This is a genomic window from Streptomyces viridiviolaceus (genome assembly GCF_014650995.1).
GTDB classification, from domain to species: Bacteria; Actinomycetota; Actinomycetes; order Streptomycetales; family Streptomycetaceae; genus Streptomyces; species Streptomyces viridiviolaceus.
Genome location: NZ_BMWA01000038.1, coordinates 50,710 through 69,792, shown reverse-complemented (window position 1 = coordinate 69,792; position 19,083 = coordinate 50,710). Strand labels below are relative to the sequence as shown.

General features: G+C 67.3%; 15 protein-coding genes and 1 pseudogene. 8 read left to right on the top strand and 8 right to left on the bottom strand.

Annotated elements, in window-relative coordinates:
- From IE260_RS37015 to IE260_RS37005, 3 genes and pseudogenes are all read right to left on the bottom strand, one after another.
- Positions 1–98 (bottom strand): annotated as a pseudogene (locus IE260_RS37015) (electron transfer flavoprotein subunit beta); the annotation flags it as partial.
- A gap of 69 nt (positions 99–167) precedes the next feature.
- Positions 168–1,334, bottom strand: a complete 1,167-nt coding sequence (locus IE260_RS37010) for an acyl-CoA dehydrogenase family protein (protein ID WP_189880130.1) — start codon at positions 1,332–1,334, stop codon at positions 168–170.
- Between the two features lie 36 nt (positions 1,335–1,370).
- Positions 1,371–2,555 (bottom strand): CaiB/BaiF CoA transferase family protein, encoded by a 1,185-nt coding sequence (locus IE260_RS37005; RefSeq protein WP_189880129.1) that lies wholly within the window; start codon positions 2,553–2,555, stop codon positions 1,371–1,373.
- Between the two features lie 264 nt (positions 2,556–2,819).
- On the opposite strand from IE260_RS37005, the gene IE260_RS37000 reads away from it, so the two are divergent.
- From IE260_RS37000 to IE260_RS36985, 4 genes are all read left to right on the top strand, one after another.
- Positions 2,820–3,770, top strand: coding sequence for a LysR family transcriptional regulator (locus IE260_RS37000; protein ID WP_189880127.1), 951 nt, complete (start codon positions 2,820–2,822; stop codon positions 3,768–3,770).
- Positions 3,771–4,100: 330 nt separating this feature from the next.
- A complete protein-coding gene (locus tag IE260_RS36995; RefSeq protein ID WP_189880125.1) occupies positions 4,101–4,970 on the top strand; it encodes an HTD2 family dehydratase in 870 nt (289 codons plus the stop codon).
- Entirely contained in the window at positions 4,967–5,779 is an 813-nt protein-coding gene (locus tag IE260_RS36990) for an HpcH/HpaI aldolase/citrate lyase family protein (protein ID WP_189880123.1), read from the top strand. The genes IE260_RS36995 and IE260_RS36990 overlap by 4 nt, the downstream gene beginning before the upstream one ends.
- A gap of 137 nt (positions 5,780–5,916) precedes the next feature.
- Positions 5,917–6,621: a GntR family transcriptional regulator gene (locus IE260_RS36985; protein ID WP_189880121.1), complete on the top strand. Its 705-nt coding sequence runs from the start codon at positions 5,917–5,919 to the stop codon at positions 6,619–6,621.
- Between the two features lie 64 nt (positions 6,622–6,685).
- Here the strand turns inward: IE260_RS36985 and IE260_RS36980 are convergent, their stop codons facing one another.
- Positions 6,686–7,855 (bottom strand): CoA transferase, encoded by a 1,170-nt coding sequence (locus tag IE260_RS36980; RefSeq protein ID WP_189880119.1) that lies wholly within the window; start codon positions 7,853–7,855, stop codon positions 6,686–6,688.
- 445 nt (positions 7,856–8,300) lie between these two features.
- Between IE260_RS36980 and IE260_RS36975 the strand changes: the two genes are divergently transcribed.
- Entirely contained in the window at positions 8,301–9,653 is a 1,353-nt protein-coding gene (locus IE260_RS36975) for a phenylacetate--CoA ligase family protein (protein WP_189880117.1), read from the top strand.
- 108 nt (positions 9,654–9,761) lie between these two features.
- On the opposite strand, the gene IE260_RS36970 is transcribed toward IE260_RS36975, so the two are convergent.
- Positions 9,762–10,781, bottom strand: coding sequence for a zinc-dependent alcohol dehydrogenase family protein (locus IE260_RS36970; protein WP_189880116.1), 1,020 nt, complete (start codon positions 10,779–10,781; stop codon positions 9,762–9,764).
- Between the two features lie 362 nt (positions 10,782–11,143).
- Here IE260_RS36970 and IE260_RS36965 point away from each other — a divergent pair, with 362 nt between their 5' ends.
- Together IE260_RS36965 and IE260_RS36960 are read left to right on the top strand one after the other, a co-directional pair.
- Positions 11,144–12,595: an aldehyde dehydrogenase gene (locus tag IE260_RS36965; RefSeq protein ID WP_189880114.1), complete on the top strand. Its 1,452-nt coding sequence runs from the start codon at positions 11,144–11,146 to the stop codon at positions 12,593–12,595.
- A 330-nt stretch (positions 12,596–12,925) separates the two neighbouring features.
- Positions 12,926–14,353: an MFS transporter gene (locus IE260_RS36960; protein ID WP_189880112.1), complete on the top strand. Its 1,428-nt coding sequence runs from the start codon at positions 12,926–12,928 to the stop codon at positions 14,351–14,353.
- A 109-nt stretch (positions 14,354–14,462) separates the two neighbouring features.
- Here IE260_RS36960 and IE260_RS36955 read toward each other — a convergent pair whose 3' ends face one another.
- A complete protein-coding gene (locus IE260_RS36955) occupies positions 14,463–15,278 on the bottom strand; it encodes an N-acyl homoserine lactonase family protein (RefSeq protein WP_189880110.1) in 816 nt (271 codons plus the stop codon).
- A gap of 324 nt (positions 15,279–15,602) precedes the next feature.
- Between IE260_RS36955 and IE260_RS36950 the strand changes: the two genes are divergently transcribed.
- Positions 15,603–16,523, top strand: coding sequence for an alpha/beta hydrolase (locus IE260_RS36950; protein WP_189880108.1), 921 nt, complete (start codon positions 15,603–15,605; stop codon positions 16,521–16,523).
- 81 nt (positions 16,524–16,604) lie between these two features.
- Here IE260_RS36950 and IE260_RS36945 read toward each other — a convergent pair whose 3' ends face one another.
- On the bottom strand, positions 16,605–17,729 hold the full coding sequence (locus tag IE260_RS36945) for a CaiB/BaiF CoA transferase family protein (RefSeq protein ID WP_189880106.1): 1,125 nt from the start codon (positions 17,727–17,729) through the stop codon (positions 16,605–16,607).
- Positions 17,730–17,921: 192 nt separating this feature from the next.
- Complete coding sequence (locus IE260_RS36940; RefSeq protein WP_229881684.1) at positions 17,922–19,079, bottom strand: acyl-CoA dehydrogenase family protein; 1,158 nt, start codon at positions 19,077–19,079, stop codon at positions 17,922–17,924.
- Between the last annotated feature and the right edge of the window lie 4 nt (positions 19,080–19,083).

Genomic DNA, 19,083 nt, shown 5'->3' with positions numbered 1-19,083 from the left:
CCGTCCACGTCGTCACGGTCGACGGTCAGGTCATCGGCGAAGTGCCGGTCGCCAGTGGCGTCGGGCACGTACTTCACGCATACAACGATGTTCACCATGAGGGTGCTTCCTGTTCTCAACGACAGCCCGCGGGCGGGCCACTTGCTTCGGTGCTTGCAGCGCGTGTGCTACGCGTCGATCCCGCCGCGCTTGACGAGCTGGCTCGCGATCACGTTCCGCTGGATCTCATTGGTCCCCTCGCCGACGATCATCAGCGGGGCGTCCCGGAAGTAGCGCTCGACGTCGAACTCGGTGGAGTAGCCGTAACCGCCATGGATGCGGACGGCGTTGAGCGCGATCTGCATGCCGGTCTCGGAGGCGAACAGCTTCGCCATCCCGGCCTCCATGTCCACCCTTCGGCCGGCCTCGGCCTCGCGGGCGGCATACAGGGTGAGTTGGCGCGCCGCGGTCAGCGACGTGGCCATGTCGGCGAGGTAGTGGCCGATCGCCTGGTGCTGCCAGATGGGCTTGCCGAAGGACTCACGCTCCTGCGCGTAGGCGAGCGAGTCCTCCAGCGCCGCGCGGCCCACGCCGAGCGCGCGGGCGGCGACCTGCAGACGACCGGTCTCCAGGCCCTTCATCATCTGGGCGAATCCCTTGCCCTCGACGCCGCCGAGCACCGCGTCGGCGGGCGCGCGGTAGTCGTCGAAGGCCAACTCACAGCTTTCCACGCCCTTGTAGCCGAGCTTGGGCAGGTCGCGGGAGACGGTCAGCCCCGGGCCGTGCTCGACGAGGAGGATCGAGATGCCCTTGTGCCCCGGCGTCGCATCGGGGTCGGTCTTGCACATCAGGGCGATCAGCCCGGCGCGCCGGGAGTTGGTGATCCAGGTCTTGGAGCCGTTGACGACATAGCCGTCGTCGTCCTTGCGGGCGACGGTGCGCATGGCCTGCAGGTCGGAGCCGCCGCCCGGCTCGGTGAGGGCCATGGTGGCCCGCATCTTGCCGGTGGCCATCTTGGGCAGATAGCGGCGCTTCTGCTCCTCGGTGCCGAAGTGCACCAGCAGCTTGGCGACGACAGTGTGGCTGCCCATGGCTCCGGCCAGGCTCATCCAGCCGCGGGAGAGTTCCTCGGTGACCAGGACGTAGCAGGGCATGGAGACAGGGTTGCCGCCGTACTCCTCGGGGATGGCGAGCCCGTAGATGCCGAGCTTCTTCATCTGCTCGATCAGGGCCTCGGGGTAGGTGTTGGAGTGCTCCAGCTCCTGGACGATGGGCTTCACCTCCTTGTCGACAAAATCACGCACGGTCTTCACGACGAACTGCTCGTCGTCTGAGAGGGCGTCCAGGGTGCTCACGGTGTACTCCTCGTCTTCCGGTGCCGCAGCGTGCTGTCAGATGACGCCGTCGGCCCGCAGTCCCTCGATCCGGGCTGCGGAAAGTCCAAGTTCGGCCAGGACCCGCTCGGTGTGCTCGCCGACGGCGGGCACGGGGTCCATGCGCGTCTCGATTCCGGCCAGGTCCGCGGGCGGCCGGAGAGCCGGCACCACTGCGCCGGGGATGCCCACCTCATGCCAGCGGTTCCGGCCGGCGAGGACCGGGTGCTGGACGAACTCCCGCACGTCGTTGACCCCGGCGTTCGCGATCCCGGCCTCGTCCAGCAGCTTCATCGCCTCACCACTGCCGGACCGCCGGAACCGCTCGGTGATGATCGCGTTCAGCTCGTCCCGATGGGCGACCCTGTCCGGTCCGGTGGCGAACCGCGGGTCGTCGGCCAGCTCGGGACGCGCGAGGAAGCGTTCGCACAGCGCCGTCCATTCCCGCTCGTTCTGGATGGAGAACAGCACCTGCTTGCCGTCGGCCGCTGTGTAGGCCCCGTACGGCGCGATGGTGGCGTGTTGCGTGCCGATCCGCGGGGGCTGGGTGCCACCGTGGCGCGTGTAGTACGCGGGCTGGCTCATCCACTCCGCCAGCGCTTCGAAGAGCGACACCTCCACCGCCCGGGCGACGCCTGTGGTCGCTCGCGTGTACAGGGCGGTCAGGATGCCGGAGTAGGCGTACATACCCGCGGCGATGTCGGCGATCGACACGCCCACCCGAGCGGTCTCCTCCGGCGTGCCCGTCAGGGAGACCAGACCAGTCTGGCACTGCACCAGCAGGTCGTATGCCTTGCGGTCGGCCCACGGACCGCTGGTGCCGTAACCGGAGACGGTGCACGGGATCAGTGACAGATGCCGTTGCTGCAGGGATGCGGCATCCATCCCCAGGCGGTTCGCCGCGCCCGGAGCCAGGTTCTGCACGAACACGTCCGCCCGGGCCAGCAACTCCTCCAGCACCTCCCGTCCGGCGGGGGACTTCAGGTCGAGGGTCACGGACTCCTTGGACCGGTTGAGCCAGACGAAATAGCTGGACTGGCCGTGCACGGTGGTGTCGTAACGGCGAGCGAAGTCGCCACCCTCCGGTCGCTCGACCTTGATCACACGAGCACCGAGATCCGCGAGCTGGCGGGTGGCGAACGGCGCCGCCACGGCCTGCTCGACGCTCACGACGGTGACGCCGGAGAGCGGGAGTGCGGTCATGCTGTGGCCTCCTGGTGTCGTGCGGGCTGTGCTGCGCCGAGGGCTTGGCATGCCGGCGGATCTCCCACAGGGGTCACACAAGAGACCCGCCGGCTCCGAGGACGTGTGCGGTCGCCCTCGAGCCGCCCGATGCACCTCATGGGAGGTGCATTCCGGGGACCTCCCTCGTCCCGGCAGCAGAGCCATAATGGACACTCATGACGGCATAGGTGAAATACCATTTCATGATGGGTCTATGCCCAGGGCGGATGGAGCGGAGGAACGGTGGACATCAAACAGCTCAGAGCACTCGTCACCGTGGCCGAAGCGGGCAGTGTCACGCGAGCTGCGGAACTCCTGCACCTCGTCCAGCCGGCTGTCACCCGGCAGATCCGCACCCTGGAGCAGGAGCTGGGCGTCGCCCTGTTCGAGCGGACCCGGCAGGGGATGCAGCCCACAGCAGCCGGGACGGTCATGGTGGAGCGCGCCCGGCGCGCCCTGAACGAGCTCGAGCGGGCCCGCGCGGAGATCCAGCCGACACCGGGCGTTGTCTCCGGCATCGTCACGGTCGGCCTGCTCGACAGCGCCAGCAACCTGCTGGCCGAACCCCTCGCGTCCGCCGTCATCCGCGACCACCCCGGCATCGAACTGCGGCTGCTCACGGCGTACTCAGGCCACCTGCAGCAGTGGCTCGACGACGGCGACCTGGACCTGACACTCCTGTACAACCTGGCCAGCACCCCGTCACTCAACGCCGAACCGCTGGTCCGGGAGAAGCTCTGGGCGGTCGCGCCGCCGTCCGCCGGACTGCGGGCGGAGCACCCCGTCCCGTTCGAGGAGGCCGTGTCGCATCCGCTGGTGTTGCCGGCGACCGGCCATGGCCTGCGCGCGGTGATCGACAGGGCAGCGGCACAGGCCAAGGTGGAGATGAACATGATCGTCCAGACCAACTCGATGCATGTCCAGAAACAGCTCGTACTGGCCGGCCACGGATGGACGATCCTGCCCGGTGTCGGCATCGCCGAGGACGTCGCAGGCGGATCTCTGAGTGCCGCGCCGCTGTGTGAGCCCGAGGTCTGGCGCTCGATCGTGCTCGGCACCTCGCGGGCGGGACGAGTCACACCCGCCGCCGAGGTCGTGGCCAGAGAACTGACCCGCCGGGTCCGCTCGGCCGTACGTCAGGGACGATGGCCCTCCGCGCAGCTGCCCGATAAGGCGTCCCACCAGAGCCTATAAGGGCTCACAAGCCGTTTCAGCCTGCGGAACGGCGACACCGGCCATGCTCCCGCTGGGCTGCCATGCGATCGGAACATGCCGTCATCACGCCTTTCTATTGTCCATGGGGGCCCATCAGCAAGCATGATGATGAGCCGGTCGCCATGGGCGGCGCAGTGCCCGGCCCCTCTCGCGCACGGCCGGAGGGCGCGCCGCGTCGCAGCGTGCAGCCGGTGGCTCCTGCGGCCGGTCTCGCGGCCCTCGGGCCCAGGAGCACAGGGCAGTCGGCGAGGCGGCCGGACCGCCAGACGCTCCCGGCCCGCATCCGGAGCCAGTTGTTGAGGAGAAGCCATGCACATCGCCCAGAGCGGGCTCGGACCGTACGTGGAATCGTGGAGCCCAGGGACGGTCACCGACGACGACGTCCTGTCCCCCGCGCCGGTCGCCGCACTGTCGGCACTGCTGGACCAACCGGAACCGGTCGCGGCGGACGGCGAACCTCTGCCCCCGCTGTGGCACTGGCTGTACTTCCTGCAGTGGCCCGCGCAGCAGGACCTCGGAGCCGACGGACACCCTCGGCATGGCCACTTTCTGCCGCCCATCCCCGAACGGCAGCGCATGTTCGCCGGCGGGCGCTGCGAGGTCGTCGAACCGCTGCGTGCCGGCGAGCGCGCCCAGCGCATCAGCAGCGTGAGCACCGTGACGACCAAGCAGGGCTCGACAGGCGAACTCCTCTTCGTCACCGTGCGCAGCGAATACCTTCAGCAGGGCCGTACGTGCCTGGTCGAGGAACAGGACATCGTCTACCGGTCGGGGCGAAGCGCCGGACAGCATCCGACGGATCTCGACACCTCCGCCGTGCCGCGCTCCCACGATGCCTGGCAGCTCCCGCTGCAGCCCGATCCGACGATGCTGTTCCGGTTCAGTGCCCTCACCGCGAACGCGCACCGTATCCACTACGACGCTCCATACACCCGGGGCGAGGAGGGTTATCCGGGTCTCGTCGTCCACGGCCCCCTCCTGGTACTCGCCATGCTCGAACTGGTGCGTCGCAACGCCCCTTCCCGTCCTGTACGTTCTGTTTCCTACCGGCTGCGCCGCCCCGCGTTCGCAGGCGAGCAACTACTGGCCTGCGGAGCGCCGACGGACCGCAGCGCCGCACTGCGCATCGCCACAGCTCGCGAGGACCGCCACGCCACGGCGGAGGTGAGCTTCGCATGACCCTCACCAGGAGTCGGCTCGAGACCTCCCGCAGTCTGCTGTTCGTCCCCGGGCACCGGCCCGACCGGTTCGCCAAGGCCGCCTCCTCCGGCGCGGCGGCGATCATCATCGACCTCGAGGACGCCGTCGCCGCTCAGGACAAGGACCGGTCCCGCGACAACGCCGCTGCTTGGCTCGACGCGGGCAACAGCGCCGTGATCAGGATCAACCCGCCGGGCACCGCGTGGCACGACGCCGACCTGGAGATGGCGTACCGCCACGGCGCACCCGTCATGGTGCCGAAATCCGAGGACCCTTCCGTGCTCGCGGAACTCATTTGCCGCGCGGCCGGAAGAAGCCTTCTGATCCCGCTCGTGGAGACGGCAGCCGGCGTGGAGAGAGCCACAGAGTTGTGTGCCATGGGCGGCATGGTCAGAGTGGCCTTCGGCAACGTCGACCTCGCGGGCGAACTCGGCGTCGCCCACGACGACCACGTGGCACTCGCCTACGCCCGCTCCAGGCTCGTCTCGGCATCGGCGGCCGCCGGCCTGTGCCCTCCGATCGACGGTGTCACCACCAGCGTGAAGGACACGGAGGCTCTCACGGCGGACATCGCGCACTCCCGCCGTCTCGGCTTCACCGGAAAGCTGTGCATCCACCCGGCCCAGATCGCCACCGTGACGACGCACTTCGCGCCCACCGAGAGCGAAGTGCGGTGGGCCCGCGCGGTGATAGACGCCGGTGACTCGGTCACCGTGGTCGACGGACAGATGGTCGACAAGCCGGTACTGGAGCGCGCGCGGCGGATCCTCGCCGCATCCGACGACTGACTACGGGGCGGTCCGGACGGTCGCCCGTCCGGACGGTCGTCGCTCTCCCACTTCCGATCGTCGCTCTCACGCCCGAGTCAGCCCAAGGCGATCGATCGTATATTATGCTTCAACCTCGGAGGAGGTGGGAGACGGCGATGAGCGACACCGTGGTCACGATGCAAGCGCGTGACGGCAAGCGGAAACGGCTTCCCGAAGAAGTGGCGAGCCATGTCCGTGAGCTGATCATCTCAGGCCAGGTGCGACCGGGCGAGTTTCTGCGCATCGAGCCCATAGCCGCGGCGGTCGGCGTGAGCAACACGCCGGTTCGAGAGGGCCTGGTCTCCCTGAGGAGTGAGGGGTTCGTCCAACTGGTCCCCCGTCGCGGCTTCGTCGTCGCCCCCTTCACCCGGCAGGACGTCCGTGACCTGTTCTGGACCCAGGCGCGACTGGCGGGCGAGCTGGCCGCTCGTGCCGCCACGAAGATCACAGGCGAGCGGATCGTCAGGCTCGAGACCATCCTCGAAGAGCACGAGACGGCCATCTCCGTCGGCGACGAAGGGCGCATCGCCGACCTGGGCCACGCCTTTCACCGCGAGATCAACCTGGCGGCGGGTTCACACCGCCTCACCCTCCTGCTCAACTCCGTCGTCCAGCGCGTACCCAATCGCTTCTACGCCGCGATAGAGGGCCACGTCGCAGCGACCCGGCACGAACATCCGCTCTTGCTCGACGCCTTGTGCCGGGGGAAGGCGCACGAGGCGAGGTCACTCATGCAGCAGCACATCGCCGAGGGCGCGGACCACCTGGTCGACATCCTCGAGGAGCGCGGGCTGTGGAGCAGACAGGAGTCGGCCTCCTGAGCGCGCCGCTGGGCCCTGATCGCGCCGAAGCGGTGACGGCCCAGCGGCATCTGCCTCGCCGCCACTACTCCACCGGCGGCAGAAGCTCCGCGTTGTGCTGACCAACCGTGGGGGCAGGCAGGGGATCCAGGCGCTCGCCGTCGACGACGATCGGTGACTTCGGGGCGAGGTGCGGGCCGACTCCGGGCTGGTCGACCACGTCGAACAGATCACCCTTGCGAAGAGCGGCGCCGCCGTCACGGCCGAGCTCCTCGAAACTCCGGTAGCGTTCCCACAGAATCCGGTGGCTGTCCAGGGTCTCGGCCGCAACGGCGAACGGGGTGCTGCTGAACCACCGCGCCAGCAGAGTCGAGATCAGTTCACGGTGCTCGTACCGCTCCGACTCACTGGAGAAATCGATGTCCAGCGCGTTGGCGAGGCCCTCGAACGCGGCCGTCAGACCGGTCGCGGTCAGCAACTTGCTCCAGTGACGCTTCGTCAAAACCACCACCATCACCCGCACGCCGTCCGCAGTCACGAAGTCACGGCCGTAGGTGCCGAAGACGTCGTTGCCGGACTTCGTGCGCTGGTGATCCGTGACCTGCGCCTCGGCCAGGTAGCCGAGGTTGCCCGCCGTGGCGAGGGCGACGTCCTCGAGGGCGACTCGTATCCCGCGGCCCCGCCCGGTGACGAGCCGCTCCCGCTCCGCGGCGAGCAGTCCGATCGCGAGGTACAAACCGGCTGCGATGTCCCAGGCCGGCAGCACGTGGTTCACCGGCTCGGTTCCGGGCGCTCCGGTGATCAGGGGGAACCCGGTGGCGGCCTGGACCGTGTAGTCCACGCCGGCGCCCCCGTCGGCACGCCCCTGCAGGAGGACATGGATCACGTCGGAACGGCGCACACTGAGTGCCTCGTAGCCGAACTCCGGGTACCTGTCGCTGTTGCTCACCACCACGCACGGACCGCCCTGCAGAATCAGGTCCACCACCCGTCGACGCTCCGCTGCGGATTCCATGTCGACGGCCACGGCGCGCTTGCCCTTGTTGAGACCCGACCAGTACAAGCTGGTACCGGAATCGGCCAGCGGCCAGCGTGTGCGGTCGGCCGCTCCGCCGAGGGGTTCGACCCGGACGACGTCGGCGCCCAGTTGCGCGAGCGCGAGCCCGCACAGAGGGGTGGCCACATAGCTCGAGAGCTCGACAACCCTGAGGCCGGACAGCAGTCCCCTCCGTGCGGGCAGTTCTCCAGAGGACATGATCATCCTTTCGACCGGCTGATGGGTGAGCGCCGAAGTGCCGGTGACGCAACAGGGGCAGGTCGTTCACGGCGCAGGACATGGGCCCGGGCACGACCCGGCGGGCGCGACGGCGACAGGATCAAGGAAGCATGCCCTGCGCCATGCCCCAACGACTATATATGATATTTCAAAGCTCCGGAACGCTCGCGACTGCCCAACCCGGTAGCCTTCGGCAGTCTGGAGCAAAGTGGATCAAATCGCCCCAGGCACCCCTCGCAGGCAGACGATCTCATTCGCATTCTCTCCGCTGCCCTGGATGGATTCACGAATAAGATATATGATCCATAGGCTCCTCAGTGAGCTGCACGCCTACGTGCGAATGATTACCTAGACGCCTGACAGGTATTCCGATGAGTTCGATCTCACAGCGGCCATCGAAGCGCCGGGGCGAGAAGGAGGCGTCATGGCAGTTGCTCCGTTCTCAGAGAAGTACTGGAGCCCGGTCGAGACCATTTCCTCCGCGGAGGCGCGGGCGGTCCAGGATGAGCGTTTGAGGGAACAAATTGCTCATCTAGCGGCGAACAGCGCCTTTTACCGCGAGAAGTTTTCCAAGCACAACGTCGATGTGACGAAGATCAGGACGGTCGACGATCTGGCCGGCCTCCCCTTCACCGAGAAGCAGGAACTCCGCGACAGTCTGGCCGGTTCGCCGCCACTGGGCGCTCATGTCGCCGTGGACGACAGCGCCATCGTGCAGATTCAGGCTTCGTCGGGTACCACGGGAAGCCCGTCGTACGTGGCGCTGACCGCGAACGACATCGTCACCTGGTGCGAACTGGGGGCCAGGGCGCTTTACGCGAACGGCTTCCGGCCGGGCGACCGGCTGCTGCATGCCTTCGGCATGAGCAAGGGATTCGTCGGTGGACTGCCAGTCGTCCAGATACTGCAGTACATGGGCATCGTCGATATTCCCATCGGTGCGGAGGCGGGCGCGGAGCGGCTGCTGCGTGTGCAGGCGGACCAGCGGCCGAACGCGCTGATCGGCACGCCGTACTTCCTCACTCACCTCGCCGAACAGGCACCGCGGATCGTCGGCCGCCTCGCCGGCGAACTCGGTGTCCGCGCCATCAGTGTCGGCGGCGAGCCCGGCGGCGGCCTGCCGGCCGTGCGGGAGAAGCTCGAGTCGCTGTGGGGTGCGACCGCGCGGGAGATGCTCGGCGGGACCGACATCGCCTGCACCTACTGGGGTGAGTGCGAGGCGGGTGAGGGAATGCACTTCCTGTCCCCCGACCTCATGATCGCCGAGCTGATCAACCCCGAGACCGGCGAGCAGATCGCACCGGTCGAGGGCGCGCAGGGCGAACTCGTCTACACCGCACTGCGCCGCCAGGCGTCGCCGCTGCTGCGCTTCCGCACCAGGGACCATGTCGTGGTGACCGGAACCGACTGCTCATGCGGTCGCACCGGGTACAAAGTCCGGTGCATCGGCCGCACGGACGACATGCTGATCGTGCGCGGAATCAACGTCTTCCCGTCGGCGATCAAGCAGCTCGTCGTCGAGTTGGCACCCTCGACGACTGGGGAAATGCGTATCCGGGCGGACTTCGAAGGACACTCGACCCAGCGTCCGCTCCCCCTGGTCGTGGAGCACGCGGCGGGAATGAGCCAGGAACAGCAGCAGGAACTGCGGACCACGCTCGAACAGCGCATCCGTTCGGCCCTCAATGTAAAGACGGTCGTGGAGCTCGTCCCCGACGGGACGCTGAAGCGCCCGGACCACGTCAAGGTCGCGCTGATCGAACGAGTGAAGGCGTAGGAGCAACGGCACGCTCCCGCCCTCGAGGCGGCAGAAAGCTACGGACCCCAAGTCCTCTATTCCTTCCAGGGGCTTGGGGTCCGGGGGTTCTCTTCGAGGGATGACCCGTCAGAACTCGAAGACACCCTTGCCGTCAGCCTGCTCGTCGAACCACTGGTACGCCTCGACCGCATGGTCGAGCGACCAGCTGTGGGTGAAGATGCGGTCGACCGGCAACTGGTGAGCAACGACGAAATTGGCGCAGCGGGCCTGTTCGATCGTGGACATCGTCCACGAGGTCATGAGCGTCCACTGCTTCTTGTACTGCTGCTCTGTCCTGAAACTCACGTCGCCGGGAAGCCCGATGAAGCAAGCGCGGCCCCACTTGCCGAGAATCTTGAGTGCGTCGGCGCCGGCCACACCCGACGTCTCCAGGATCACCTCCGCTCCTCGACCTCCGGTGAGGTCGGCCATCGCCTCGGTGAGATCCACCTCGGCAGAATTGATGACCTCACTGGCGCCGAATTCGCGCGCGCGATCCAGCCTCGCGTCCCTGACGTCCACGGCGATAACGCGGGCGCCGAGAGCCGAGGCGAACATGGTCCCGGACAGGCCCACCAGCCCCTGCCCCATGACCACCAGGGTGGCGCCGCCTATGTTGCCCAGGCGCTTGATGCCGCCCCACGCCGTTCCGGTCCCGCAGCCGATGGCCGCGCCCGCCTTGTAGCTGAGCGCGTCGGGGAGCGGCAGGAGTGTTCTGGCCGGTACCACCATGTAGGGGGCGTGCCCTCCGTGCGTAGTGATGCTGAGCGTGTGCCCGTTTTCCCTGTCGCACATCTGCGGCCACCCGGACCGGCAGTGTTCGCAGGCGTCGCAGCCCCAGTAGTGGTGAATCATCACCCGGTCACCCACGGACGCCATGTCCGCGGTGACCCCCGGACCGACCGCGTGCACCTCACCGCAGGGTTCGTGCCCCTGGATGGTGTCCTTGCCCCCTCCGAACGAAGCGGTGCCACGGTAGAAGTGGAGGTCGCTGCCGCACATTCCGGAGGCCCGCATACGGACGACCACTTCTCCCGGCCCCGGCTCGGGATCGGGGAAGTCCTGCAAAACTGCGCGACGGTCCCCCGGGAATGTGATTCCTTGCATAGATCGCTCCTTGTCGTCGAGCGCGCAGGTCGGCCCACAAAATCACTACCGAGCCAACGGTTCAGAGTGACACGCAGATTAAGGCCATGTTTCAGCTCATCCAACTGGTATTTTTCGAACCGGCGATTCTGCAGCGTCGAATCAGTACGGACGCGTAGCCGCCGCGGAGCGAGCGGTCGACCGACATCCTGGCGCCGATTCGCACCCCTCGAATCGGCGCTTCACCATTTTGAAATTGGAACGGACGGTAACGCGGGCTAGGCTCGGTCGGATGACGGGAAGCGGCAGGAAGCACCCTGAATCGGATCATTCGTCCAACCCACGTACACGTTTCGCGTTCGTCGGACTGCTGGGGAGATCAGATGGTGTGGCAAGGCAATTACGGCAAGCTCTACATCGGCGGCCGATGGGTGGCACCGTCGGTGGACGGGGAAACGATCCCGGTCGTCTCCCCGTCCACCGAGGAAGAAATCGCTCGAGTGCCCGCGGCCTCACATGCCGATGTCGACCGCGCCGTCGAGGCCGCACGGACAGCCTTCGACCAGGGCCCGTGGCCGCGCATGAAGCTGGAGGAGCGCATAGGGGCTCTGCGGGGGCTGAGCGCACGGCTCGCGGAACATGAGAGCGTCATGGCCGAGCTCGTCACAGCGGAGATGGGCTGTCCGATCACGCAGTCGCATGCGATTCAGGCGCTGCGCCCACGGCTGATCCTGGACACGATGATCGAGCTGGCACCCAAGTACCCATTCGATTCCCTGCGGGACTCGGCGACCGGCCGGGCCCGCGTCACTCGCGAGCCCGTCGGAGTGGTGGCCGCCGTGGTGCCCTGGAACGCGCCGCATCTCGTCACCATGATGAAGCTGGCGCCTGCCCTGCTGGCCGGTTGCACGGTCGTTCTCAAGCCCTCGCCCGAAACCCCGCTCGACGCCTATCTCTTGGCCGAGCTGATCGACAGGAGCGGGATTCCTGACGGCGTCGTCAGTGTCGTACCGGCCCATCGTGAGGTCAGTGAGTATCTGGTGAGTCACCCGGGGGTCGACAAGGTCTCGTTCACCGGATCGACGGCAGCCGGTCGTCGCATCGCTGCGGTGTGCGGCCAGGCTGTGCGCCGTGTGACCCTCGAGCTCGGCGGGAAGTCTGCGGCGATCGTCCTCGACGACGCCGATCTCGACGCGACACTCGAGTCCCTGCGCGTCGGCGCCTTCCGCAACACCGGCCAGGTGTGCAGTGCCAAGACCAGGGTCCTGGTGTCGCGCCGCCGGGCGAAGGACGTGATCGACGGACTGGTCGAGCTCACGGCCGCCATGCCGGTCGGCGACCCGTTCGATCCCGAAACCGAGTTCGGCCCGCTCGTCACGGCACAGCAGCGCGAGCGCGTCGAGGGGTACATCCGCTCCGGCCGGGCATCGGGCGCGACGGTGGCCTACGGCGGCGGCCGGCCGGAAGGACCGGCCAACGGGTGGTTCGTCGAGCCGACGTTGTTCAGCAAGGTCGAGTCCTCGATGCGGATCGCCCAGGAGGAGATCTTCGGGCCGGTGCTCTCGATCCTTGAGTACGATCACGAGGACGAGGCCGTGGCCATGGCCAACGATTCGGAGTACGGGCTCAACGGATCGATATTCACCGCCGACGTGGAGCACGCGCTCGATCTGGCGACCCGCATACGGACGGGGACCGTCGAGATCAACGGCAATCCTGCCGGCCTGTCGGCTCCGTCCGGCGGCTACAAGTGCAGTGGCATCGGTCGCGAGCTCGGTCTCGAAGGATTCGACTCGTTCGTCGAGATCAAGTCGGTGGGCCTGCCACGTACGTGAGTCCACCACCCGTTCGTCGTCGCGCCGCCCCTCGAAGAGACGCCCTTCGAGGGGCGGCGCGTCGCTGTCCTGCCCGGACAGCAGCGCCGCACAGCAATTCGACTGGACCGAATCACCGATTCGACGGACACGAATTGAAGCCCTTTCCGTGCGAAGTCAAAGTGATGCCGTCGGGATATGGACGTCCCGGGCTTCTCGGCTATAGGTTCTCGCCAACGCCCACGGTCTCCGCTGTGCGCGCTTCCAGTCACGGATCACCTACGTCCAGCCATCCGGGCGACAAGTAGCCCTGGCTGCGGCAGTAACAGCGCCGGTATCTGCCGGGCTGTCATGGGTCTCAGGCCGTCGAAAAGCTCAATCGTTGAACCGCGAAAGAATTATCGGTTCGCATTCGGGTCATGGTTGACCGCTGCTTCACATACCGGGAGAGACATGAGCACACAGGGAAGCACTTCAACAGCCGTCGAGCCGACGATCGCGAAACGCCGGGGAGGCCGCATTCTTTTCGCCTCCGTTGCAGCCCAGTCGATCGAGTACTACGACTTCCTGATCTATGGTACGGCCGCCTCGCTGGTCCTCAACGACCTCTTCTTCCCCTCGGGGAACTCGCTTTCGAGCACTCTCGCCACATTCGCCACGTTCGCGGTCGGCTTCGCCGGCCGGCCGATCGGCGCGGCGATCTTCGGTCACTTCGGTGACAAGTTCGGCCGCAAGCCGGCACTGCTGGCGGCCATGCTGCTGATGGCGGTGTCCTCGACGCTCATCGGCCTGCTGCCCACGTACTCGGCCATCGGCGTGACCGCGCCGATCCTCCTGGTGATCCTGCGGATGGCCCAGGGCATCTCGGTGGGCGGCCACTTCAGCGGCGCCACCCTGTTGGCGCTGGAGAGCGCGCCGCCAAAGCGCCGCGGCCTCTTCGGGTCGCTTCCCCAGCTCGGCGTGATCGTCGGCATGGTCGCCGGCACGCTCGTCTTCCTGCTCATGAGCAACGTCACCACCAGCGACCAGTTCTCGGCGTGGGGATGGCGCATCCCGTTCCTGCTCAGCGTCCTGATGTTCCCCCTGGCCTACTTCGTGCACCGCTTCATCGAGGACACACCGGAATTCCACAACGCCAACGAGAAGATGGCGGACAAGAAGCGCTCCGCGCCGCGATCATCCGTGATACAGGTGCTGCGCCACCCCAAGCAGGTCCTGCTGGTCGCCTTCACCTTCCTCCCCGCCGGCATCAGTTTCTACGTCATCGTCACGGGACTGCTCCACTACGCGACGCACGACCTGCATGTCTCCCGGAACGCGATGCTCACCGTGGTCATGATCTCGATGGTCCCGTTCACCGTGGCCACGGTCGGCTTCGCATGGCTGTCCGACATCGTGGGTCGCCGGAAGGTCTACGCGGCGGGCGCCGTATTCGCCGGCGCCTGGGCCTTCGCGCTGTTCCCGCTGGTGGAGACACGCAGCTTCGGGTTGATCCTCCTCGCCGCGTGCGTGGGCCAACTCGGTGTGGGAGCGATGTTCGGCCCGGGCACCGCGCTCTTCGCCGAAGCGTTTCCGCCGAACGTGCGGTACTCCGGATCCGCGATCGGAAACCAGCTCGCGAACATCGTCGGCGCCGGGCTGGCCCCGTTCATCATGGTCGCGCTCTTGGCGGCAACACACACCTCGGTGTCGGTGGCGGCCTACATGGCTGTGGCCTCGATCGTCAGCCTGCTGGCCGTGGCGCTCATCCGCATTCCGGGCGAGGAGTCCGAAAGCTGAGTCGAGAGCATAGCCAGGCGTCCGGGCCACCTGTGACCCGGACGCCTGTCGCACGTCGAGGAACCCTCGAACTCATCAGCGTTCAGTTGGCCCCTGGACGCGGAACGGTCTAGAGAGATTTCAGAGACTCGGCCCCGATCTCTTTTCCTGCAGAGCGCATCTCTGCCCAGTGCCGCGGGTCGTGATTGACCCACACGGTCGTGTCCGGCCGACTCCTGAGCAGTTTGAGCTTGCGCAGCGAATCGAGCTTGTTCAGGACGTCGGCGTCGAACGGCATTCCCACCGTGTTGTCGATGTTGTCGCTCACATGCGCCGTGTCACCGGTCAGCACGAGCGTCCGGTCATCGAGTCGGATCCGGAGGCCGAGGGAACCAGGCGTGTGTCCCGGCAAGGAAAGCAGGGACACACTGCCGTCGCCGAACATGTCGTGGTCGTAGCCGGCCGGCAACTCGTTCCAACGGATACTCGCCGCCGCCTCCAGATCCTGGTTCCGGAAGAAGCCCGCCGTATGGCTGTCGGCGTTGTGGGCGTATCGCAGTTCGCCGGCTCCGATGAAGCCCTCGGCGTGCGGGAAATGCCGCAACCCTCCGGTGTGGTCGAAGTGCGCATGCGAGAGCACCACGCGCCGCACGTCCCCCGTGGTGAAGCCGAGCATCTCGAGCTGCCGGTCGAGGCGGCATTCCTCCGGGAAGCGGATGTCGAACATGGTGGCCAGCGGTCCGTACGCGGCGGCCGGGTCCCCGGCGGCTTCGGACGCGAGCCCGGAGTCGAACAGCAGCAGTCCTTCCTCATGCTCGATCAGGAACGACGGTGCCGGTATCGTCACCTGTTCCGCGCCGCTGCCGAGCAGCAGGATGCTCTTGTCGACGGTGATCGTGGGAGCGTCGAGTGCCCAGACGTGCCTGACGGTCTTCGAGTTGGACATGCCTGTCTCCGTGGTGCAGGGGCCGACGAACGAAGCAAAGCATCATGTGAAATATATTTACTGTCAAGACTCTACGCAGAGGCCTGGTTGCCCTCCGTATCCGCAGTGTCGCTCGGCTGTCCGCAGCTCCAGCGAGGTGAGGGGGCCAGACCTGCCCCCGGACAGCTGCGTCATGGGCTGAAAGCGGCCCATTGCACGGGTTCGTGAGCCGTGTGAATCTCGATGACGTGGCCGACGGGACATCCCGCCGATCACATCCGCAACATCCTCCCCTCCCCCCATTGCTGCCATTTTGCGGCAGATCAGAAATACGGAGATCAAAGAGTGGAATCGGTACGGTTCAAGAACCGCACATGGGACGTCGCAGCCGATCTGCGACTCCCGAAGGACTTCGACCCGACGAAGAAGTACCCCGCGATCATCACCGCGCACCCCATCAGCAGCTGCAAGGGGCAGACCTCCGGCAACATCTACGCCGAGGGTCTGACCGAGATGGGGTACATAACCCTCGCGTTCGACGCCTCTCACCAGGGTGAGAGCGGCGGCGAACCGCGCTTCCTGGAGGACCCGGGCACGCGCGTGGAGGACTTCCGCTGCGCCGTGGACTACCTCGTGACGCTTGACTACGTCGACGAGGACCGCATTGGTGTCGTGGGTATCTGCGGGGGCGGCGGTTACGCCGTCAACGCCACGATGACGGACCACCGGATCAAGGCGCTGGGCACCGTGGTCGCCGCCAACTACGGCCGGCTCATGCGTGAAGGCGCCCCTGGTGCAGCGATCGCGGCGCTGGAGGCGATCGGCAAGCAGCGCACGGCCGAGGCCCGTGGCGCGGAGCCGATGCTCACGACCTACATCCCCAACTCTGTCGAGGAGCGGGAGCAGGCCGGCATCACCGACGTCGACATCGTCGACGCCGTCGAGTACTACCGCACGCCCCGAGGGCAGGACGAGGGTTCCCCGAACAAGCTGCTCTTCTCCGGCCTCGAGGCGGCATTCGCCTTCGACGCGTTCCACCTGGCGGAGCACCTGCTGACGCAGCCGCTGCAGATCATCGTCGGCTCTGTCCCGGGCGGCTTCGGCTCGTACCGGGACGGCTTCGAGCTCTTCAACCGAGCCCGTTCCGAGAAGAAGGACATCTTCGTGGTTCCGGGCGCGAGCCACTACGACCTGTACGACAAGCCGGAGTACGTCGCCCAGGCGCTCGAGAAGCTGGCGTCCTTCTTCAAGGACAACCTCCAGTAGCACCTTCGGGCCGAAAGGCCCCGTTTCACCGAGGGGTGGGCGCCACCGCGCCCACCCCTTCGTGGGTTTTCCGTGCAGTTGTCAGGTTGATCCGGCGTTCCAGAGCTCGATCAGCCGACGCACGTCGACGTGCTCGGAGCTCGGCGTCGCGGGTGTCCGCCCGGGCGTGCGGCTGAAGCGCGGTGCGGGCGACGGGTGAAGCACCCCCCCGACGCGCTGGAAGACCTGGCGCTGGGCGTTGTGAGGGTCGTCGGCCGCCTCGTCGAACGACAGGACGGGCGTGACGCAGGCGTCCGTGCCCGCGTAGATCTCCGCCCACTCCGCCTGCGTCCTCGACGCGAACGCCGACGCGATGAGCTCGCGCAGCTTCGGCCAGCCGCTCCGGTCGTTCTGCTCCGGCCAGTCGCTGACGTCCACGCCGAGGCGCGAGGTGAACTCCCGGTAGAAGTCCGGTTCCAGCGCCCCCACCGCGATGTGGCGTCCGTCCGCGCACCGGTAGGTGTCGTAGAACGGGGCGCCGGAGTCGAGGAAGTTGGTTCCTGGGTCGTCGCTGTAGACACCAGCCGCCCGCAGGCCCTGCAACTTGGCGGTCAGCACCGCCACGCCGTCGAGCATCGCGGCGTCCAGCACCTGTCCCCGCCCGGACGTGCGCGCCTCGAGGAGTGCGCAGACGATCCCGTACGCGGCCATGGTCCCGCCGCCGGCGTAGTCGCCGAGCAGGTTGATCGGCGGCCGGGGGGCCTCGCCCTGCCGGGCCATGGCATGGAGCGCGCCCGACTGGGCGACATAGTTGATGTCGTGACCGGCCACCTTCGCCAGCGGCCCGCTCTGGCCGTAGCCGGTCAGGCGAGCGTAGACGACGGCCGCGTTGCGGCTGGTCACGACGTCCGGCCCGAGGCCCAGACGTTCGGTCACGCCGGGGCGGTAGCCCTCTATGAAGACATCCGCGGCGCCGACGAGCCGGAGCACCGTCTCGACGCCGTCGGGGTCCTTGAGGTCGACCGCTACGGTGTCGACACCTCGGTTGGCCAGGTCGTGCTCCTCATGCAGACCGTCGGTCTGACTGAGCGCGCGGGCGGACCGGTTGGCCGGCCGGGTCACCCGTACGACGTGCGCGCCCATGTCGGCCAGGAGCATACCCGTGAAGGGAACGGGGCCCATGCCCGCCAGGGCGACGACGCGGATTCCGGCCAGGGGCCCGCTCATGCCGGACCACCGTCGGTCCTGCCACCCCTGTCGTCGACGGCCGGACCGCCGCCCAGCGGGCTGATCACAGCCTCACGCATGTCGTCCTCACTTTTCCTCCTGTCGCGTGCGTGCCGACCGGGTACGCACGTAGGTGAAATGCCCAGCTGTCCGCAAGAGGCCGGGCCGCCTCGAGGACGGCCCGGCATCCCGTCAGTACGACCGCGGCAGGCCGAGCGCCTTGCTGGAGATGTAGTTGAGGACCATCTCCTGCGAGAACGGGGCGTTCGGAAGCAGGCGCACCTCACGCCACAGCCGCTCGACGTGGTACTCCTTCGCGTACGCGTAGCCACCGTGGGTCTGCATCGCGCGGTCGCACGCCTGGAAGCCCGCCTCGGCACCGAGAAACTTCGCGGCGGCGGCCTCCTTCCCGCAGTTCTGGCGGTTGTCGAAGAGCCTGGCGGCGTTCATGGCGACGAGTTCGGCCGCCTCGAGCCGGATCCAGGAGTCGGCCAGCGGGTGGGCGACGGCCTGGTTCTTGCCGATGGGGCGGTCGAACACGACGCGCTCGTTGGCGTACTTGCTCGCCAGCTCGAGCGCGGCCCGGCCGAGGCCGACGCCCTCCATGCCCACGACGATGCGCTCCGGGTTGAGGCCGTCGATCAGGTAGCGGAAACCCTGGCCGACCTCGCCGACGACCTCGTCGTCGCTGACCTCCAGGTTGTCGATGAACAGCTCGTTGGTGTCGATGGCCGCGCGGCCGAGCTTCTCGATCTCACGCACGGTGATCTTCGTGCGGTCGAGATCGGTGAAGAACAGGGTCATCCCGTCCAGCGGCCGCTTCTCGTCACGCGGCGAGGTGCGGGCCACGATCAGGATTTTGTGGGCGTTCTGCGCGTTGGTGATGAAGATCTTCTGGCCGTTGATCCGCCAGCCGCCGTCGATCTTCTCGGCGCGTGTGCGGATGCGGGAGGTGTCCACACCCGCGTCGGGCTCGGTGATGGCGAACGCCATCAGGAGCTCGCCCTTGGCGAGCTTCGGCAGGTACTCGCCCTTCATGGCCTCGGAGCCGTACCGCAGGATCGGGGCCGGCGGAAAGACGTAGAAGTGGATGGCCGAACCGCCGCTCATACCGGCGCCGGACTGCGCGATCTCCGTCATCATGACGGCCGACTCGGTCAGGCCGAGGCCGAGGCCGCCGTACTCCTCGGGGATCATCGCACCGAGCCAGCCGCCGTCGGCGAAGGCCTTGACGAACTCCCAGGGGTACTCGCCCTTCTTGTCCTTCTCGCGCCAGTACCCGTAGTCGAACTTGCGCGCCAGCTCGCGGACGGTCTTGCGGATCAGCTCCAGATCGCTGAGTTCGGTCATGGCC